The 16,074-nt window shown below is 57.5% G+C and carries 14 protein-coding genes and 1 other RNA gene; 3 read left to right on the forward strand and 12 right to left on the reverse strand.

Annotated features, from left to right (window positions below; translation table 11 throughout):
* Positions 1-47: 47 nt before the first annotated feature.
* The 10 genes from NQ519_RS00575 to mltG form a co-directional block, all read right to left on the reverse strand.
* Complete coding sequence (locus NQ519_RS00575; RefSeq protein ID WP_019150014.1) at positions 48-1,271, reverse strand: DUF5689 domain-containing protein; 1,224 nt, start codon at positions 1,269-1,271, stop codon at positions 48-50.
* A gap of 18 nt (positions 1,272-1,289) precedes the next feature.
* The gene (locus NQ519_RS00580; RefSeq protein WP_026076370.1) at positions 1,290-4,136 is read right to left on the reverse strand and encodes a carboxypeptidase-like regulatory domain-containing protein; all 2,847 of its coding nucleotides are present in this window, start codon (positions 4,134-4,136) and stop codon (positions 1,290-1,292) included.
* 18 nt (positions 4,137-4,154) lie between these two features.
* Positions 4,155-5,189: an endonuclease/exonuclease/phosphatase family protein gene (locus NQ519_RS00585; RefSeq protein ID WP_019150012.1), complete on the reverse strand. Its 1,035-nt coding sequence runs from the start codon at positions 5,187-5,189 to the stop codon at positions 4,155-4,157.
* Between the two features lie 24 nt (positions 5,190-5,213).
* Positions 5,214-6,437, reverse strand: coding sequence for a DNA/RNA non-specific endonuclease (locus NQ519_RS00590; RefSeq protein WP_259810573.1), 1,224 nt, complete (start codon positions 6,435-6,437; stop codon positions 5,214-5,216).
* 122 nt (positions 6,438-6,559) lie between these two features.
* Positions 6,560-8,923, reverse strand: coding sequence for a DUF5689 domain-containing protein (locus NQ519_RS00595; RefSeq protein WP_019150010.1), 2,364 nt, complete (start codon positions 8,921-8,923; stop codon positions 6,560-6,562).
* Positions 8,924-9,167: 244 nt separating this feature from the next.
* Positions 9,168-9,635, reverse strand: coding sequence for a DUF4293 domain-containing protein (locus NQ519_RS00600; RefSeq protein ID WP_019150009.1), 468 nt, complete (start codon positions 9,633-9,635; stop codon positions 9,168-9,170).
* Entirely contained in the window at positions 9,636-10,592 is a 957-nt protein-coding gene (locus NQ519_RS00605; protein WP_044118594.1) for a glycosyltransferase family 2 protein, read from the reverse strand.
* A gap of 9 nt (positions 10,593-10,601) precedes the next feature.
* Positions 10,602-11,180 (reverse strand): DUF4199 domain-containing protein, encoded by a 579-nt coding sequence (locus NQ519_RS00610; RefSeq protein ID WP_019150007.1) that lies wholly within the window; start codon positions 11,178-11,180, stop codon positions 10,602-10,604.
* Positions 11,181-11,201: 21 nt separating this feature from the next.
* Complete coding sequence (locus tag NQ519_RS00615; protein WP_019150006.1) at positions 11,202-11,804, reverse strand: L-threonylcarbamoyladenylate synthase; 603 nt, start codon at positions 11,802-11,804, stop codon at positions 11,202-11,204.
* A gap of 188 nt (positions 11,805-11,992) precedes the next feature.
* Complete coding sequence (gene mltG / locus NQ519_RS00620; RefSeq protein WP_026076367.1) at positions 11,993-13,006, reverse strand: endolytic transglycosylase MltG; 1,014 nt, start codon at positions 13,004-13,006, stop codon at positions 11,993-11,995.
* A gap of 48 nt (positions 13,007-13,054) precedes the next feature.
* On the opposite strand from mltG, the gene ffs reads away from it, so the two are divergent.
* Both ffs and NQ519_RS00630 read left to right on the forward strand, forming a co-directional pair.
* Positions 13,055-13,152, forward strand: an RNA gene (ffs, locus tag NQ519_RS00625) — signal recognition particle sRNA small type.
* Between the two features lie 108 nt (positions 13,153-13,260).
* A complete protein-coding gene (locus tag NQ519_RS00630; RefSeq protein WP_026076366.1) occupies positions 13,261-14,202 on the forward strand; it encodes an NAD(P)H-dependent flavin oxidoreductase in 942 nt (313 codons plus the stop codon).
* A gap of 3 nt (positions 14,203-14,205) precedes the next feature.
* Here NQ519_RS00630 and NQ519_RS00635 read toward each other — a convergent pair whose 3' ends face one another.
* Both NQ519_RS00635 and NQ519_RS00640 read right to left on the reverse strand, forming a co-directional pair.
* A complete protein-coding gene (locus tag NQ519_RS00635) occupies positions 14,206-15,027 on the reverse strand; it encodes an NYN domain-containing protein (protein WP_019150003.1) in 822 nt (273 codons plus the stop codon).
* 45 nt (positions 15,028-15,072) lie between these two features.
* Complete coding sequence (locus NQ519_RS00640; protein ID WP_019150002.1) at positions 15,073-15,576, reverse strand: PaaI family thioesterase; 504 nt, start codon at positions 15,574-15,576, stop codon at positions 15,073-15,075.
* Between the two features lie 167 nt (positions 15,577-15,743).
* On the opposite strand from NQ519_RS00640, the gene NQ519_RS00645 reads away from it, so the two are divergent.
* Entirely contained in the window at positions 15,744-16,019 is a 276-nt protein-coding gene (locus NQ519_RS00645) for a putative quinol monooxygenase (protein WP_019150000.1), read from the forward strand.
* Positions 16,020-16,074: the final 55 nt, after the last annotated feature.

A 16,074-nucleotide genomic window follows, 5' to 3' on the forward strand; every position in this document is an offset into this window, starting at 1 on the left:
TCCTCCGAAGCTGGAGGACCGCAGTTTTTTCAGAATCCACGACGGGATCATTCGCCCGTATAGTCGTCGCCGCCGTTCTTCACGGGAGGATCGTAGGACGACGCCGGCGTCATCCGCTCGATCTGCGCCTCCGTCAGCAGGTCCTCCGTCTTGAAGGCGAGGTCCTCGATACGGCTCACCGAAATCTGATACTGGGCGTAGTTCCACTGCGTGCCGTAAACACCGTAGATGCCGAGCACGTCGCCCACGGCCCCGTCCTTCGGAATGGGCTTCATGGCGAACTGCGAATAACCGCTCGTGCGAACTCCGTAGATGCCCGCTTCAGCCGTAGACGTGGCGGCGTCGTTGTAGGAGATCAGCACCGAAGCATAGAGGCGCACGTTGTCCCGGTTATAGGCCCAACGGTACCACGCACCGAAACGGGGCGTCCCCCAGTCGGTCACGATCCAGCTCGGATAGGGATTCTCGCTCGAACTGGACGAGGTGCCGCTTTTGAGAGGCGGATTGGTCACCCCGTCCTGATTCGGATAGCCCGCATAGCGGACCTTGATCCCCTTGAATCGCACCAGACGCCCCAACTGATCCTCACCCAGCGAGGTGTAGTTCGAAGCGTCCACCTCAAGGATGTCCGAGGCTTCCAGCGGCACGTACTCCCCGGCGAAGACATTCAGCTTGGCGACCCGCGGATTGTCGAGGTTCGAGTTGGCGTAGTACTTGTGCGTGCCGGCCGTGTTGATGCCGTCCGACGGAGCGCCGCCGATCGAAAGCATCATGCGGTAGTTGCCCAGATAGAGGCCGTCGAGGCGCACATAGACCCACTGGCTCTTCATGTTGTCCAGATCGAGCAGGTAATCGAGGTAAAGACCGTTGTAGAGCTTGAGCTCGATGGCGGCCGTACCGTCGTAGATGTAGAGCGACTTGTAGATGTTGCCCTGACGGTCGCTGCTGATGACCTTGCCCTTGATATACTTATCGGAAGCATCGGGACGGCCTTTGAGGCTGATGAACTGCGCCTCGTCGGGCGTGAGATCGCCGAATTTCAGCGTCTTGGTATTCTCCCAGCCGTTGTTGTTCGTACCCGTGCCGGAAATGCCGCCGAAAGCCTCCGTAAACCAGCCCTTGACCGTCTTGATCGAGACCTGTTGCAGCCCCAGCTGCGCCATGTCGTCGTCGGTGTAGAGCTTCCGCGGCCCCGGGGTATCGAAATCGTTGTAGCATCCTGCGGCCAGAACGCCGACAAGAAATGCAAATGCTATTTTAAGACTTTTCATAATATAATCTCTTCTCGGTTAGAAACGGAAATAGACGTTCAGGTAATAGGTCGTACCGAACAGGTAGAAATACTTCGAGGGGAAGCGACCGTAGATGTAATCGCCGCCCTCGCCGCGCACCTTGCTCATGCGCATCTGCTCGTAGCCGCCCGTGCGGATGTCCTGATCGTTGAGGATGTTCTTCACCTCGAGGCTGAATCCCAGCATGTAGTTGCGGTGGATATACCAGTTCTTGCCCACGTTGGCGCTGAGGGTGTAATACCCGCCGAACTTCTCCTGATTGCGGATCTTCTTCACCGAAGCGATGGCCTGCGCCAGCGTTTCGACGTTCGGTTCGGGCTTCGACACCTCGGCGATGATCTGGTTGGTGTAGTACTCCGTAGCCGTTGCCGTGCGGTAAAGCGGGTTCATCGAGAGGTAGAGATCGTCGTAGTAGTTGAAATTCACGCCGGCGAACCAGTTGCGGGGTCCGCGGTAGTCGAGACCGACGTTGATGGCCAGCTGCGGCGAGCTTTCCACATGGAAGCCGTCCCAGTTGACCTTATCCTTCAACACGATTTTGTCCATGTTGTCCACCGTCTGCACGAAGTTGGGGTTCGACGTGTAGGTGTACTCGCCCCAGCTCACGGCGCCGACGACCGAAAGCCCCTGCCATACCGGAACCGAAAGGCCCAGTTCCACGCCGTAGTGCTCCTTATCGATGCCGCTCATGGCGAAGTTGGTGAACGAACTGCGGGTATCGTCGTAGAACGAGATGACCTTCGACTGGTCGGTGATCGTCGTGTAGTATCCCGAAAGACGCGCCTTGATGTAGGGCAGATTGAGGTTGTAGGTGAGGTCTACGCCGAACACCTTCTCAGCCTTCAGGCCCGGAGTGGTCGTGTTGCGCGTGCGCGGCGACACGAATGCCGTGGCGAACTTCGGAGCCTGCTGCAAGTAAACCGCATTGGCTTCGAGCGAATGGGCGCCCGAGAACTTGTAGCCCAGCGAGAGTTTGCCCTCGTAGGTCAGGTAGTCGAGCTTCTTCGAGTCGCCTTTCGAATTGTTGGGGAACAGACCCTTGCGCCACATACCCTCGCGGTACATCTGCGAATAGCCGACCGATCCGGCGACACCCAGCGAGAAACCGCCGATGCCCCACGTATAGTTGGCCCAGGCATTGGTTTCGAGCAGGTGCGCCCGGTAGTAGTAGCCGTATTTGTCGCCGACGCGGGCAATGCGGGCGTGACCCGTAGCCCAGTAGTAATCCAGATCGTTCTGGTAAGCCTCGGTGCTGGCCATGTCGCGCTCGGCGAACTTGTCGATGTCGTACCAGTAGTCGCCGCCCAGCAGGTCCTTGACCTCCGAATAGTAATTCGTGCGGTTGACGCGCAGGTTGGCGCCGCCGACGATGCGCATGTTGTTGCGCATGTTATGCTGCATGTTGACCGCCAGGTTGTAGTCCAGCTGGTCGGTGTGACGCTCCTCGATCATGTAGTTCGAACGGTACTGGTTGCCCATCAGTTTGGACAGCACGGGGTCCGTATCTATGTATTGGTTCTTGTGGAAGAAATCGTCGTAGTCGAGCATACCGTCCCATACGCCGGCCGCCATGATGGCATCCTGCAAATAGAAATAGATCGTCTGATCGGTGGTGATGCCCGGCACGATCTGCGTGCCGTCCGATGAAGGCATGTAGCGGTAGTAATCGCCGCGGGGGTCCGCACCGCCGTTCCACGTCAGCGCCGAATAGCCGTTCTTACCGAAACGCAGCGCCGTGGCGGCGTTCAGGCGCGTGTTCTCCGACATGTCCCACGTGTAGTTCAGCATCACGATCGGTTCGTGGGTGTTGCGCACGCGCGAGTTGCGGAGCTTGCCGGCCTGATAACCCACGTTGGGATTGTAGTAGTTGTTGCCGAACAGGCGGTAAGCCTCGTCGGTCGATGCCTGCTGGGCTCCGCGCTCCGAAGGCGACGCCATCAGCGTAAGGCCCAGACGGTGGTTGTCGCCGAAGAGCTTCTCGGCCGAAGCGAAGTAGGAATAGGAGTTGTAATAAACGCCGTCCACATAGCCGTTGCCGCCCTGACGGGTACCCACCGAGAAGGCATACGACCAGCCGTTGTCCAGCTGTCCCGAACCGTAGGAGACCATCGCCCGGAAACGGTACATCTGGTTGCCGTTCGACACGCTGACCCGGAAGCCCTTGCGCATCTGCGAAGCGCGGGCGTTGACGTTGGTCATGCCGCCGATGCCGCCGATGCCGAAGTCAGCAGCTTCGAGACCCGTGTAATTCTCCTGATTGCGCGTGGCGTCGTTCAGACCGCTCCACAACGACCAGGGGCCGTAGCCGGTCATGGCGTCGTTGAAGCGGATGCCGTTCAGGTAGATGTCCGAATACTGCGAATCGTAGCCGCGGACGTTGAAGCGCATTTCGCTGAAACGATACGACGCAATGTTGTTGAACAGGTCCTTCGACGACGAGAGCGACGAGGGCAGCGCCTGCGTGTCCGACGACGAGGAGTCGTTGTCGAACTCGGCGAAGATCGCGTCGTCCAGCACACCGCCGGCAGGACCCGTCGGAACGATGATGACCTGCCGGAGATCCTTCACGTTCCGGTTGTCCACGCGGACCATCAGGTCGAGCGGCTCGAACTCGGGAGTTGCAAACGACAGCGTGTAGTCACCCTTGGGGAGGTTCTCGATAACGAAATTGCCGTCTTTGTCGGTCATGACCGTCAGTCCCAGACTTTCGATCTTCACCCGTACGTTGCTCAGTGCCACGCGGCCGTTGCGCGAGACCACCTTGCCGCGGATGCCTCCGTCCTGCGCATAGGACGTGAAGGTCACGGCGGCGAGCATCAGAATAAGTAAAATTTTGAGTTTCATACAAATATTTTAGCGTGTTTATTTGGCAATGTAGATATAGACCGGGAAGTGGTCGCTGAAACCGCCCTGAAAGTCGTTGCCGACGAACGTGCGCAGCGGATAACCCTTGTACTGGCCCTCCTTCTGGATCATGTAGGGACGACGGAAAATGCCCCCGTAGAATTTCGACTTGCCGACGGGCTGGATTTTCAGTTCGCCGGTGGAGCCCGTCGCCAGGTTCTCCGAAACGACGATGTTGTCGAACAGATTCCACGCATCGCGGTAGGCCAGCGTGCCGTAACCGGCTTTCAGCAGGGCGATGAAGGGATTGAACATGTCGCCCTCCTTCACGTCCTTGATCTTGCCCTTGGCGCTCAGCCCCTCCACGACGCTGGCGTCCGTGGCGTCGTCGTTCAGGTCGCCCATCACGACCACCTTCGTAGCCGGATTGGCCGCCATCACCGAATCGACGATGTGCTTCACTTGGCTGGCCGCAGCCAGACGCTTGGGGTCCGAAGCCTCCTTGCCGCCCAGCCGCGAGGGCCAGTGGCTCACGAGGAAGAAGAACGGCTCGTTCTCGATCGTGCCCCACATCGTGACGAAATCGCGCGTCTTGAAGTTCGGCATTTCGGGCATTTTGAACGGAATAGCCGCGCTGCCTTCGAGTTTGAAAACGTCGGGACGGTAGTAGAACCCAACGTCCACGCCGCGGGCATCGGGCGAGTCGTAATGCACGATGCGATAGTTGCCGTGCGCGAGTTTCGGCTGTGCGATCACATCCTCCATCACCGAGCGGTTCTCGATCTCCGAGACGCCGATCACGACGGGAAAATCCTTGTCCTCGGCGGCGATGTCGAACAACACCCGTTCGAGGTTTCCGATCTTCTTGGTGTACTTGGCCGTGTTCCACTTCTTGGGTCCTTCGGGCGTGAACTCCTCGTCCAGCACCCCCGGTTCGTTGATGGTGTCGAACAGGTTCTCGAAGTTGTAGAAGACCACTTTATAGGGCTTCTGCGCAAAGCATGCCGCCACGATGAGGGAGGCAAACAGTCCTGTCAAAAGGATTTTCTTCATAACGATATGCAATTAAGGTCCTTATCAATAAATTCCCGGCCAGTCGGCAATATTTTTCTGTTTTTTGACCGCATCGGCAACGTCGGGATCGAGGTTTTGGAAGAACTTGAAACCCGTCTGCTCCTCGATCTCTTCCACCGTGCAGGCCGCCGCGGCCGTGCCCGTCGCGGCTCCGGCCGCATCGTTGGTAAAGATAAAACCGATGGTCTTCACCTCGTCGGCCGCAAGCTCCCAAAGCTCCTTATGCAGGTTGCCCGTCTGCTTGAGCAGCACCTTCCAGCAATGCGACGGCACGGTGATCGGGCCGTTGGCGTTGGGAATCGTCGTCGATTTCTTGAAGCTGGCGCCCGTCACCACATAGAGCGTGTCGTAACGCACTCCGCTCGGCAGCGGTCCCCACTGACGCACCTGCCCTTCGAGCCGCGCCCAAACGCCTTGGTTGAACGCGCTGTTCTGGGGCATCATGTTAGTCGCATAATAGGTCATCCGGTTGGCCGCATAGTTGTTGTAACGTGTGGCCTGGGGCAGCATGTGCCCGCGGTCGTACCCCCGCTGTCCGTAACCCGAGCTGATGTTCTGCTGATCGGCCGTCGGAATTACCGGCAGCTGGTCGTTCGGATCGTAACCGAAAGCATTGACCCGCGACAACTGGGGCGCCTCGTAAAGGGCATAAAAGACCGGATAGGCCACCCATTGCGAAACCCGCGTCTTTTTGTCGTAGCAGACCGTGAAATTGCGGACATATCCTCCTGCGAAATATTTATTGCCGACCAGCGTCGTGTTGTAGGTCTTATAAATATAGTTGGCGTCCTCGCGGTATCCGGGCAATTCACCCCATGCCCGGTCGTACTCCGGAGTTGCGGAATAGGGCATCTGCCACAACCGCAGGGTCACGGAATAACCGCCGGAATAGGTGACGGATATTTCCGCCGCGCGGTACTCTTCGGTGCTGTTTTCCTCCAGGTAGAGAGGCAGCGCCTCTCCCACCGCACCGCCCGCAGCCGTCGCAAGCCGTGACGCCGGATCGAACGAACACCACTCCTCGCCCGCCGCCAGTACGATCTTCGCCCGGAAGGTCTGCCCCTTCGGGCCCTGGGTAAGGAGCCTGTCCGTTTTGGTTATACAATTCACGGTTTTTGCTTCGAGTTGCGCCAGGGGTTTCACACCTCCGTCGTCATCGTCGCTGCATCCCGCGAAAAGGACAAGCATTGCCGACCATGCAATGTATAGCAAGCCCGTCTGTTTCATGAATTTCACCATGCAAAAATAGCTAAAAAAGGCCACGGTCCTCGGACCTGTTTAGAAACCAAACTCTTGACGGGGTTTTATCCCCGCCAAGAGTGGTTTGTTTTCAAAGTCAGTTTCCTTGACTACTTCTTGTAGGTAACTACAATTTTCTTTATGCGAGCTTGAACATTTTCACTACTCGTAGTGCCATTCGTAAACACAACACTCGTTGCACTGCCCGTCCAAGTACCAATTTTATCAGTAGTAGCATATGTCCCAAGGTCTGCAGAAAAATCCGCACCCATATAACTGGTCGAAGAGAATGTTATTTCAATGTTAATAATCGTAGCACCGGAAATCGTCATGCTATTCGCTCTATACAATCTCCATTCGCCAGCTTTATTCACACCCGGAGAAGTAGAACCAGCTGCTTTGTCAGGTGTTAATTTGATCCCATCAACAATCATCTCGGCAGCCGTACCAGTTTCAGTTATCGTAGAGAAATCAAACGTCGCCGTATTCGTACCTTCAAGCTGTTTAACCTCCTGCTTCAACTCTACCGAAGCCAGCGTCGCACCGGCAACCTTGGCAACGAGATTTGCCGTATAGGCGGCATCCGACTCGTTGTTGCCGTTAGCCTTCACCACTACATTGGCGTCCGTCGTGCTGACAATCGTAAACTTATCGGCATTCGTACCCTCGATTGCAAACGATATCTCTGCGGCAGTCGTATTGGCGAACGTATAGGCCAGCGTCTGCTGCTGAGGATCAGTTGCTGCAAAGGTTTCAGGTTCAGTCGTAATCGTAACCGCAGGTACCGTGGTATTCTTCTGAATGTCACGAAGCATGATATTCAGTTTCGAGTTAGAGGTATCGTAACCCAACGCAAAACCGGTAGCCTCAACGACATCTCCGGAAACCAGACCCGCGTAATACGAATCCAGACCGTATGCGAATGCAACGGTTTTACCCGTAACGCCGGCAATCGTGATCGTGTAGGTTTTGTAATCCGGATTCGAGGTATCAATATCAAGAACTCCTACTACCTTGACATATTTGTAAACAGGATCAGCAACATATGCATCAATAGCAGCCGCATCGAAATTGACCGGTGCAGGCAGTTGCAGCGTCGAAGCAGCACCTACCGTAACATCGAAATCAGAGAACTGATAAAGACCGTAACGGAGAGCGCTGGTACCCTTTAACTCCGCTAATTTATCAACATTCGCAATATAAGGATTGGCAGTTTGAGTGGTCCAACCGTTATTGAAACCAAGCACATAATACACAGTCCCGGACACTTCCTGCCCGAACATAACTCCTTTCTGGTGAACTCCGACGATCGTCGCATTCTTCACGAGGTAGTTGCCTTCACCAAGATTGTTAATAGTAACCTCCTGGTATTCAGGCTCAGGAATCGGCTGATCAAGTCCGCTTAAATCGGATGCAGTACGAGGCGAAATCTGCTTGTCGCCGTTGAACTGGCCTCCGATACCGATCAAGAAACCGCTCTTGTCCGGAATAAGTTCACTTTTGAATGCAGCGCTGTTGCCGGTACGGACTACGAAAGTCTGACCTGCGGTCGTAGTAAAGTTAGCATTGCCCTTATTCGTTGAATTATTCCAGGCCGTTCCGGCAGTACCCGTCGCAGGCATACAATCCTCAATCTTAACCAGCATCGATTCATAACTCAACAGCTGATCCGGCGTTACGACTACCGGCTCGGGAGCCGTACCGGTCGAAGTCTCGATTGCGACATCGTTGCTGATGGCCAACTGAATCACGCCACCATAAGTGCTTACTTTAGCACCCGTCAACGGAATCGTAACGGTCGTACCGGCAGAGAGAGCCAATTCCTGGAATTTATTAGCATTGAGCGTAAGACCCGAATCCTCAGCCGCTTCCGAATCCTGCACTGCAATATTGTAATCGTTACCAAAATTATGGCCTTCGAACTCCGAAACTACGATACCGGTAATCGTCATCGCTGCGATCTCGGCAGTAACGTCCACTTTAGACTGCCCCGGGTTCATCGCTTTCAGCAGAGCGCGAATCTCTTTTACATTGGTGGTAACCTCCGTCGAACCGGCACCGTTCTGCTTAACGGTGATCGTGGCCGTCTTGGGAATGGGAATACCCTCGAAACTGCCGTTCGTAAGCAGTTTAGCGGTAACCTGACGCTCGTCGTTGCTTGCGGCACCTTCCCACTTGTCTACCGTAAAAGTCAGCGTCGTTTTGCCCTTGCCGCCTGTCTCCCTGCTGGGATGGCACCAGGCGGAAGCCGTCTCGTCGTCGAAAGTCAATGCCCAACTGCCGGTCGAAACGACCTCGATGGCATCGGTAGTCCCACCGTCGAGTTTCACGGCGACAGTAGCCGAAGCCTCGCCGTTCACGGTGATCGACGGAAGCCCGCCTTCATCGTCCTTGTCATCGTCCGAGCAGGCGCCGAAGGTAGTGATCGCCAACGCCGCGCAGAACAATGTTTTCCATAAGTTTACTGCTTTCATAGAGTTTAGTGTTAATTAAAAAATAATTGTATGTAGCCAATATAAATTTCAATTCATTACATAATGCCAATATTATGTCTCAAAGATAAAATTTATTTCCGGACCTGCAAAGTTTGTAACATTCTTTTAATAACCATATCGGTCCATTTTATCTCGTTTTTCTCCGCGCGCCTCGTTCGCCGGGGATAAAAAGACCCGGAACGCACCTTTCGGCACACCCCGGGTCCAGTCGGATGCGGACAGATCAACGGATTCTGTCGGCCGCGCGCACCAGCAATTCGTCGCGGAAAATAGCCCGGGCCGCCAGGTATGCGAACAACAGGCAGACCAGCGGCAATGCAATGGCGGGCTTGAATCCCTGCGTGTGGAACGCCAGGTCGGAAAAGACCCGCCAACTCAGAAAATAATAAACGCCCTCCATAGCCACGCAGCCCAGCAGCAACACGATCTCGACCACGCAGAGTCGGATTTGCAGCAGCCGGCGGCGGAACAGGAAAATCGTGACCAACGGCAGCGCGCAGGCCAGCGCCAGCACCGTTCCCATGTAGACCGCAGGCTGTACGGCCTCGCCTTCGGCCGTCTTCAACGCAAAGGCATAGAGTCCGAACTCCCCGGCGTCACCCGCGAACCATGCCAGAGGCGCAAAGAGCGTGACGGCCATCAAAGCCGTGACAATCAGCAGATAAAGCGTTTGGATTCGTTGTATCATCATTTATAAAGTTTTGTCGATCAGATATTTATTCCGCTCGGAAGAGTTTCTGTTGATAAGTTCCCCCAAAAACCCCGCCAAAAAGAGCTGGACGCCGAGAATAACGGCCAGAATCGCCAGATAAAACAGCGGCTGGTCGGTCACGGCGCGCAAAGGCAGGTCGTGGAACTGTTTCCAGAGTTTTTCGGCGATGATCCACACCGTCGTTCCGCCGCCCAGGAGGAACATCAGCGTCCCGAGGCTGCCGAAGAAATACATCGGCGAACGCCCGAAATGCGACATGAACAGCACCGAGATCAGGTCGAGATAGCCCTTCACCATCCGTTCGACGCCGAATTTGGAATGCCCGTACTTGCGGGCGTGGTGATCGACGACCTTTTCGCCGATACGGCGGAACCCGGCCTGCTTGGCCAGGATCGGAATGAAGCGGTGCATCTCGCCGTAGACCTCGATGGCCTTCACCACCTTGCGGCGGTAGGCTTTCAGCCCGCAGTTGAAATCGTGGAGCCGGATGCCCGACACGCTCCGGGCCGTCCAGTTGAAGAATTTGCTGGGCCAGCGCTTGCCCACGGGATCGTGACGCCGTTTCTTCCACCCCGAGACCAGATCGTAACCCTCTTCGAGGATCATGCGGCGCAGTTCGGGAATTTCGTCGGGCGAATCCTGCAAATCGGCGTCCATCGTGATGACCACCTCGCCCTCCGCCGCCGCGAATCCGCAGTAGAGGGCCGCAGACTTGCCGTAGTTGCGGGCGAAGCCGATGCCGCGGACGGCCGGATAGCGCTCTTTGAGCCCCTCGACGACCTCCCACGAACCGTCCGACGAACCGTCGTCGATCAGAATCATTTCGTAGGAGAAGCCGTTTTCGCGCATCACCCGATCGACCCACTCCGCCAGTTCGGGCAGGGATTCCGCTTCGTTGTAAAGCGGCACTACGACCGATATGTCCAGTCTATCCATACGATGCGACTACTCGTTGGAGTCCTTGCCGAAGGGTTTCGGAGCACGTGCGATCACCCCCGCAATGATGAGGCCGAAAACAACGCCGAAGAGCAGACAGCTCCACACGCCGCCCCAGATCGTTTTCAGCATCGAAGGCGCCGGCGAGTTCTGCAATTCGTTGACGATCTGAGAAAGCATCCCCTCCATCGACGAGGAGGCGCCGCCCATCCGCGAGAAGAGCCCCGTCATCCACGAAACGTAATGGTCGATGTAGTTCGCATAGCCCACGATCAGGTGCAGGTAAACCGCCTGCACGACGCCTACGATGATGCCCGCGAAACCCGACACGGCCAGCAGAAAGCCGTAGCCCTGCCCGAAAGAGAAACCCTCGTCGGCGGTGTAGAGCTGCGAACGCCGGCGCGTGTAGCGGTGCAGCAGGTAGTAGTGCACGGCCGCCACGGCGAAAAATTCGAGGAGCATCAGATAGAGAAACCCCGTGCCGCTCGTGAAAAACACGCTGTTCTCCAAGACGCTCGACACGGCGAGTATCAGTCCGATGACGGCGCCGCATTTCGCGGCTTCATTCCAGAAATTGTTCTTATCCATTTATATCTCAATTTGATCCGTCTATTGCAAATCCCCCTTGCCCTCGCGCAGGATTTCGGGTTCGTCGCCCGTGAGGTCCACCACGGTCGTGGGCACGTTGTCGCCGATTCCGCCGTCGATGACCAGCGCCACGTCGCTGCCGTAGCGTTCGTGGATCAGCTCGGGATCGGTCGTGTACTCCACCACCTCGTCGTCGTCCTTCACCGAGGCCGTGATCATCGGGCACCCCAGCGCCCCGACCACCGCGCGCGCCACGCCGTTGGCCGGAATGCGGACGCCGATCGTGCGATGCCGTTCGAGCGCCTTGTCCGGAATGCGTGCCGAAGCCGCCAGCACGAAGGTGAACGGTCCGGGAAGATTCCGCTTCAGAATCCGGAACACGGCGTTGTCCACCCGGCAGTACTCCGCGACCTGGGCGATATTCTCAAAGACCACGGTGAATGCCGCCGAACCTTTGCCCTTGATGCGGCGCAGTTTGTCGATAGCCTTCGCCGAACGCAGCGAACAGCCGAAGGCATAGACACTGTCGGTGGGATAGATGACGATCTCATCCCGCTCCAAAAGGTCCACGACCCGGCGCAACTCCTTCTCCGAAGGATTCTGTTCGTAAATCTTGACCAGCATGGGATGACAAAGATACGAATAAGCGAGCGCAATGTCAAATTTATTTGAACATTGCCGAGCGAGAGTATCTAAGGCGAAGCCAAAGAGTGCGAATAAGCGAGCGCAAAAGCAAGTTTACTTGCATTTTGCCGAGCGGGAGTATCTAAGACGAAGTCAAAGAGTAGGAATAAGCGGGCGCAATGTCAAATTTATTTGATCTTGCGCCGGTTCAGCTCGGCGCTGTACGCCCGGGCGTTGGCATTGTGCTCGCGCAGGGTTCGTGCGAAATTGTGGTAGCCGTCGAACGTGGGCCGCGCGCAGAAGAAGATGTAATCGTGCTGCTCGAACCCGAGCACGGCGTCGATGGCGTTCTTCCCGGGCATGCAGATCGGCGAGGGAGGCAGGCCCCTATTAATATATGTATTGTAGGGCGACGGATATTTCAGATGCTTGTAGAGGATGCGCCGCAGTCCGAAATCCTGCATGGCGTATTTCACCGTGGGATCGGCCTGCAAGGGAATGCCTTTGCGCAGGCGGTTGACATAGACGCCGGCGATGCGGGGCATCTCGTCGGTCTTGTGGGTCTCCTCGTAGACGATCGACGCCAGCGTCATCACCTCCAGCCGGCTCAATCCGCTGCGCTTGCGTTCGGCGTCGCGCTCCGGGGTCCAGAAACGGTCGTATTCGCGCTTCATGCGCTTCACGAACTCCTCGGGCGTCACCGTCCAGTAAAACTCGTAGCTGTCGGGAATGAACATCGAAAAGAGCGTCACGCTGTCGAACCCGACCTCGGCGGCCAGCTCCTTCGAGGTCAGCGCCCGCATGATCGCCGCGGAATCGGCGTCGATCTGCCGGGCGAGCTTCTGCGCCAGCTGCGCGGGGATGCGCACGTTATTGATCGTCACCCGCACGGGCGTCTGCATCCCCAGTTTGAGCATGCGCGCCACCTCGATGACGCTCATGCCGGGTTTCAGCACATAGTGCCCGGGCTTGAACGTCCGTTCCAGACCGATCCGCCGGGCATAGGCCCCGAAGGCGCGGCGATGCAGGATATGGGGCAGCAGCGAATCCAGCGCCTCTCCGTATTCGGCCCGGCCGCTCACGTAAAGGTCGTGCTCCGCGGCCACGGCATTTCCATAAAACTGCTGCCGCACGGCGACACCGGCCGCAACGACGACGACGAACACCCCCAGAGAGATCCGGAGCAATGTTTTTTTAGACATTCCGCAAATTTTTTTGCAAAGATATAAAAAATTCCTACTTTTGTGCCCGGGTGAGTCTTATACGACCAGCTCCCACAGAATCCCCCAGGCGAGGAATCGAGCAAGGGTATGTGGTCGTAGCGGTGCGATGTAAGTAGCTCACCCTTTTTTCTATAACGGTGCCTCGATCCGACGGGTCGGGGCACCGCTTTTCTTTGAATATCCCCGCTTTGGAAAAATAATTGTATCTTGCCCCGCAGAAAACCGAACAAACGATGGAAAACAGAATCACGACCCTTTTCGGCATCCGCTACCCCGTCATCGCGGGCGGGATGGTGTGGTGCAGCGGCTGGCGGCTGGCCGCCGCCGTCAGCGAAGCCGGCGGACTGGGGCTGATCGGCTCCGGCTCGATGACCCCCGAACTGCTGCGCGAACACATCCGCAAATGCCGCGCGGCCACCTCCCGCCCCTTCGGAGTCAACGTGCCGCTGGCCTATCGCTATACGCCTCAGCTGATGGAGGTCATCGTGGAAGAGCGCGTTCCGGCGGTCTTCACCTCGGCGGGCAGTCCCGCGACCTGGACCGGACGCCTGCACGACGCGGGCTGCCGCGTGGCGCACGTGGTGTCGAGTTCGAAATTCGCACTCAAAAGCCGCGATGCGGGTGTGGATGCCGTGGTGGCCGAAGGTTTCGAGGCGGGAGGCCACAACGGCCGTGAGGAGACGACGACGATGGCGCTCGTTCCGCAGGTGCGGCAAGCCGTCGATCTGCCGCTCATCGCCGCGGGAGGCATCGCCACGGGGGCCGGCATGCTGGCCGCCTTCGCCCTGGGCGCCGAAGGGTGCCAGCTGGGAACCCGCTTCGCGCTGACGCAGGAGAGCTCGGCCTGCGAGGCGTTCAAGCGGCGGTGCGTGGAGGTGCAGGAGGGCGACACGATCCTGACGCTCAAAAAAGCCATACCGACACGCCTCGTCCGCAACGGCTTCTGCCGCACGGTCGAGGAGGCCGAGAGCCGCGGCGCCACGGCGGAGGAACTGCTCGCGCTGGTAGGCCGCGGACGCCCGAAACAGGGTATTTTCGAGGGAGACCTCGACGAAGGGGAGCTGGAAATCGGACAGATCGCCGCGCTTATCGACGACCTGCCTTCGGCCGGCGACATTCTCCGCCGCCTCGTCGCCGAATATGAAACCGCGCGCGGAAACCTCCGTCCGCTCTGACCGCTATCCCAGCCGGTTGCGGACGTAAATCCGCTGCTGCTCGGTCTTCATGTCCACCGCGTCGGAGAGCGCCCGGATCAGCAGCGACAGTTTCTTATAACCGTAGTTGCGGGGGTCGAAATCGGGCATCTTTTTCGACAGCACGCTGCCCACGTCGCCCAGCGAAGCCCAGCCGCTGTCGTCGGCAGCGTCGTCGATGGTGTTCTCCAGCAGCGTGCGGAACTCGTCGTCAAACGGCCGGATGATCGTCGAAGCGTGCCCCGCATCCTGTGCCGGTCTTTTCTCCCCGGCCGACTCCGCAGCGGGTCCGGCCGGCGTCTCGGTTTCGGCGGGCTTCCTCGTCCCTACCCTCTTCTTCGCAGGGGCCGCCTTCTCCGGCGGAGGCGTCAGCCCGAGAATCTCGACGTAGATGAATTTGTCACACGATTTGATGAACGGCTTCGGCGTCTTCTTCTCGCCGAACCCCAGCACCTCCTTGCCCGATTCGCGGATGCGGCTGGCCAGACGCGTGTAGTCGCTGTCGCTCGACACGATGCAGAATCCGTTCACGCCCTCCTTGTGCAGGATGTCCATGGCGTCGATGATCAGCGCCGAATCCGTGGCGTTCTTGCCCGTCGTATAGGCGTACTGCTGGATCGGCGTGATGGAGTTCTCCAACAGCACCTCTTTCCAGGCGGCGAATTTCGGGTTGGTGAAATCTCCGTAAATCCGTTTTATGGTCGGCGTGCCGTAGTTGGCGATCTCATCCAGAATATCCTTTATCTTGCGGTGCGAGATGTTGTCGGCGTCGATCAACACGGCGAATTTTTTGTCGTTCAGTTCCATACAGGTTCAATTAATGGTGTAAGATACGAAAAAATCCCGGAAGGATCAACTTTCCGCCTCTTCCAACGGGTTCCGGTCGTCCTCCCCGACGCTGCAATCGCAGAAATGAAACTCCCGGCGGGCCTTCTCCTTAGGAAACAGAAAATAGACGCAGACCGCCTCGGTGCACAACTCGCCGCGCACGTCGCGGATTTCCACGGCGATACGGACGATATTGCGCCGCTGCTCCTCGACGCGGGCCCGCAGGACGATGCGCCCGCCGGTCGTACGGATCGGCTTGTGGTAGCGGACCTCCATCCGGGAGGTCACCCCGCTGGTCTGGAATTTCCGGAAAACGACCCAGCTGCTGATCTCGTCGGCCAGCGTCGCCTGGATGCCGCCGTGCAGCGTGTCCACCCATCCCTGGAACTCCGGGCGGGGTTTCCACACGCTCACGATGTCGTCCCCGTCCTCGTAAAACTCCATCCGCAGCCCCTGCGGGCTGTGCGGATCGCAGCCGTAGCAATGGTAGCCCTCCATGCCCTCCCACGGATTGAAAATGCGTTTCATAGTCTGTCTGCTTGCGTTTTTCGCAAAATTAACGAATTATTTCCGCCCGCGGAACATCCGCGCCGAAAAAACGGCCCGAACGGAGCATGAAGTTGCGGCCGCAGGTTTCAATATCCGAAAAAAATTCCGTATATTTGTAGACAGCCAAAATCAAAAACGAGAAAGCAATGATACGACTCAATGTATTTATCCGCACGACGGAGAGCAACCGCGAGGAACTGGTGCGCACGGCCAAGGAGCTGGCAGCCGCCTCGCTCAAAGACGAAGGATGCGTGGCTTACGACCTGTTCGAAAGCGCCACGCGCAACGACGTTCTGATGATCTGCGAGACCTGGAGCGATGCCAAGGCCCTTGCGGCCCATGAACAGGCGTCGCATTTCACGACCCTCGTGCCGCGCATGCAGCAGCTGGGCGAGATGAAGCTCGAAAAATTCGTCTTCTGATCCGCTCCTCCGGGCATGAAAAAACCTCCGCAACCGAAGTTGCGGAGGTTTTTCG

This window comes from Alistipes senegalensis JC50 (genome assembly GCF_025145645.1).
Taxonomy (GTDB): Bacteria; Bacteroidota; Bacteroidia; order Bacteroidales; family Rikenellaceae; genus Alistipes; species Alistipes senegalensis.

Coding starts and splice junctions, on each gene's coding strand:
- NQ519_RS00575 (WP_019150014.1), bottom strand. CDS start 1,271: ATGAAAAGTCTTAAAATAGCATTTGCATTTCTTGTCGGCGTTCTGGCC.
- NQ519_RS00580 (WP_026076370.1), bottom strand. CDS start 4,136: ATGAAACTCAAAATTTTACTTATTCTGATGCTCGCCGCCGTGACCTTC.
- NQ519_RS00585 (WP_019150012.1), bottom strand. CDS start 5,189: ATGAAGAAAATCCTTTTGACAGGACTGTTTGCCTCCCTCATCGTGGCG.
- NQ519_RS00590 (WP_259810573.1), bottom strand. CDS start 6,437: ATGAAACAGACGGGCTTGCTATACATTGCATGGTCGGCAATGCTTGTC.
- NQ519_RS00595 (WP_019150010.1), bottom strand. CDS start 8,923: ATGAAAGCAGTAAACTTATGGAAAACATTGTTCTGCGCGGCGTTGGCG.
- NQ519_RS00600 (WP_019150009.1), bottom strand. CDS start 9,635: ATGATGATACAACGAATCCAAACGCTTTATCTGCTGATTGTCACGGCT.
- NQ519_RS00605 (WP_044118594.1), bottom strand. CDS start 10,592: ATGGATAGACTGGACATATCGGTCGTAGTGCCGCTTTACAACGAAGCG.
- NQ519_RS00610 (WP_019150007.1), bottom strand. CDS start 11,180: ATGGATAAGAACAATTTCTGGAATGAAGCCGCGAAATGCGGCGCCGTC.
- NQ519_RS00615 (WP_019150006.1), bottom strand. CDS start 11,804: ATGCTGGTCAAGATTTACGAACAGAATCCTTCGGAGAAGGAGTTGCGC.
- mltG (WP_026076367.1), bottom strand. CDS start 13,006: ATGTCTAAAAAAACATTGCTCCGGATCTCTCTGGGGGTGTTCGTCGTC.
- NQ519_RS00630 (WP_026076366.1), top strand. CDS start 13,261: ATGGAAAACAGAATCACGACCCTTTTCGGCATCCGCTACCCCGTCATC.
- NQ519_RS00635 (WP_019150003.1), bottom strand. CDS start 15,027: ATGGAACTGAACGACAAAAAATTCGCCGTGTTGATCGACGCCGACAAC.
- NQ519_RS00640 (WP_019150002.1), bottom strand. CDS start 15,576: ATGAAACGCATTTTCAATCCGTGGGAGGGCATGGAGGGCTACCATTGC.
- NQ519_RS00645 (WP_019150000.1), top strand. CDS start 15,744: ATGATACGACTCAATGTATTTATCCGCACGACGGAGAGCAACCGCGAG.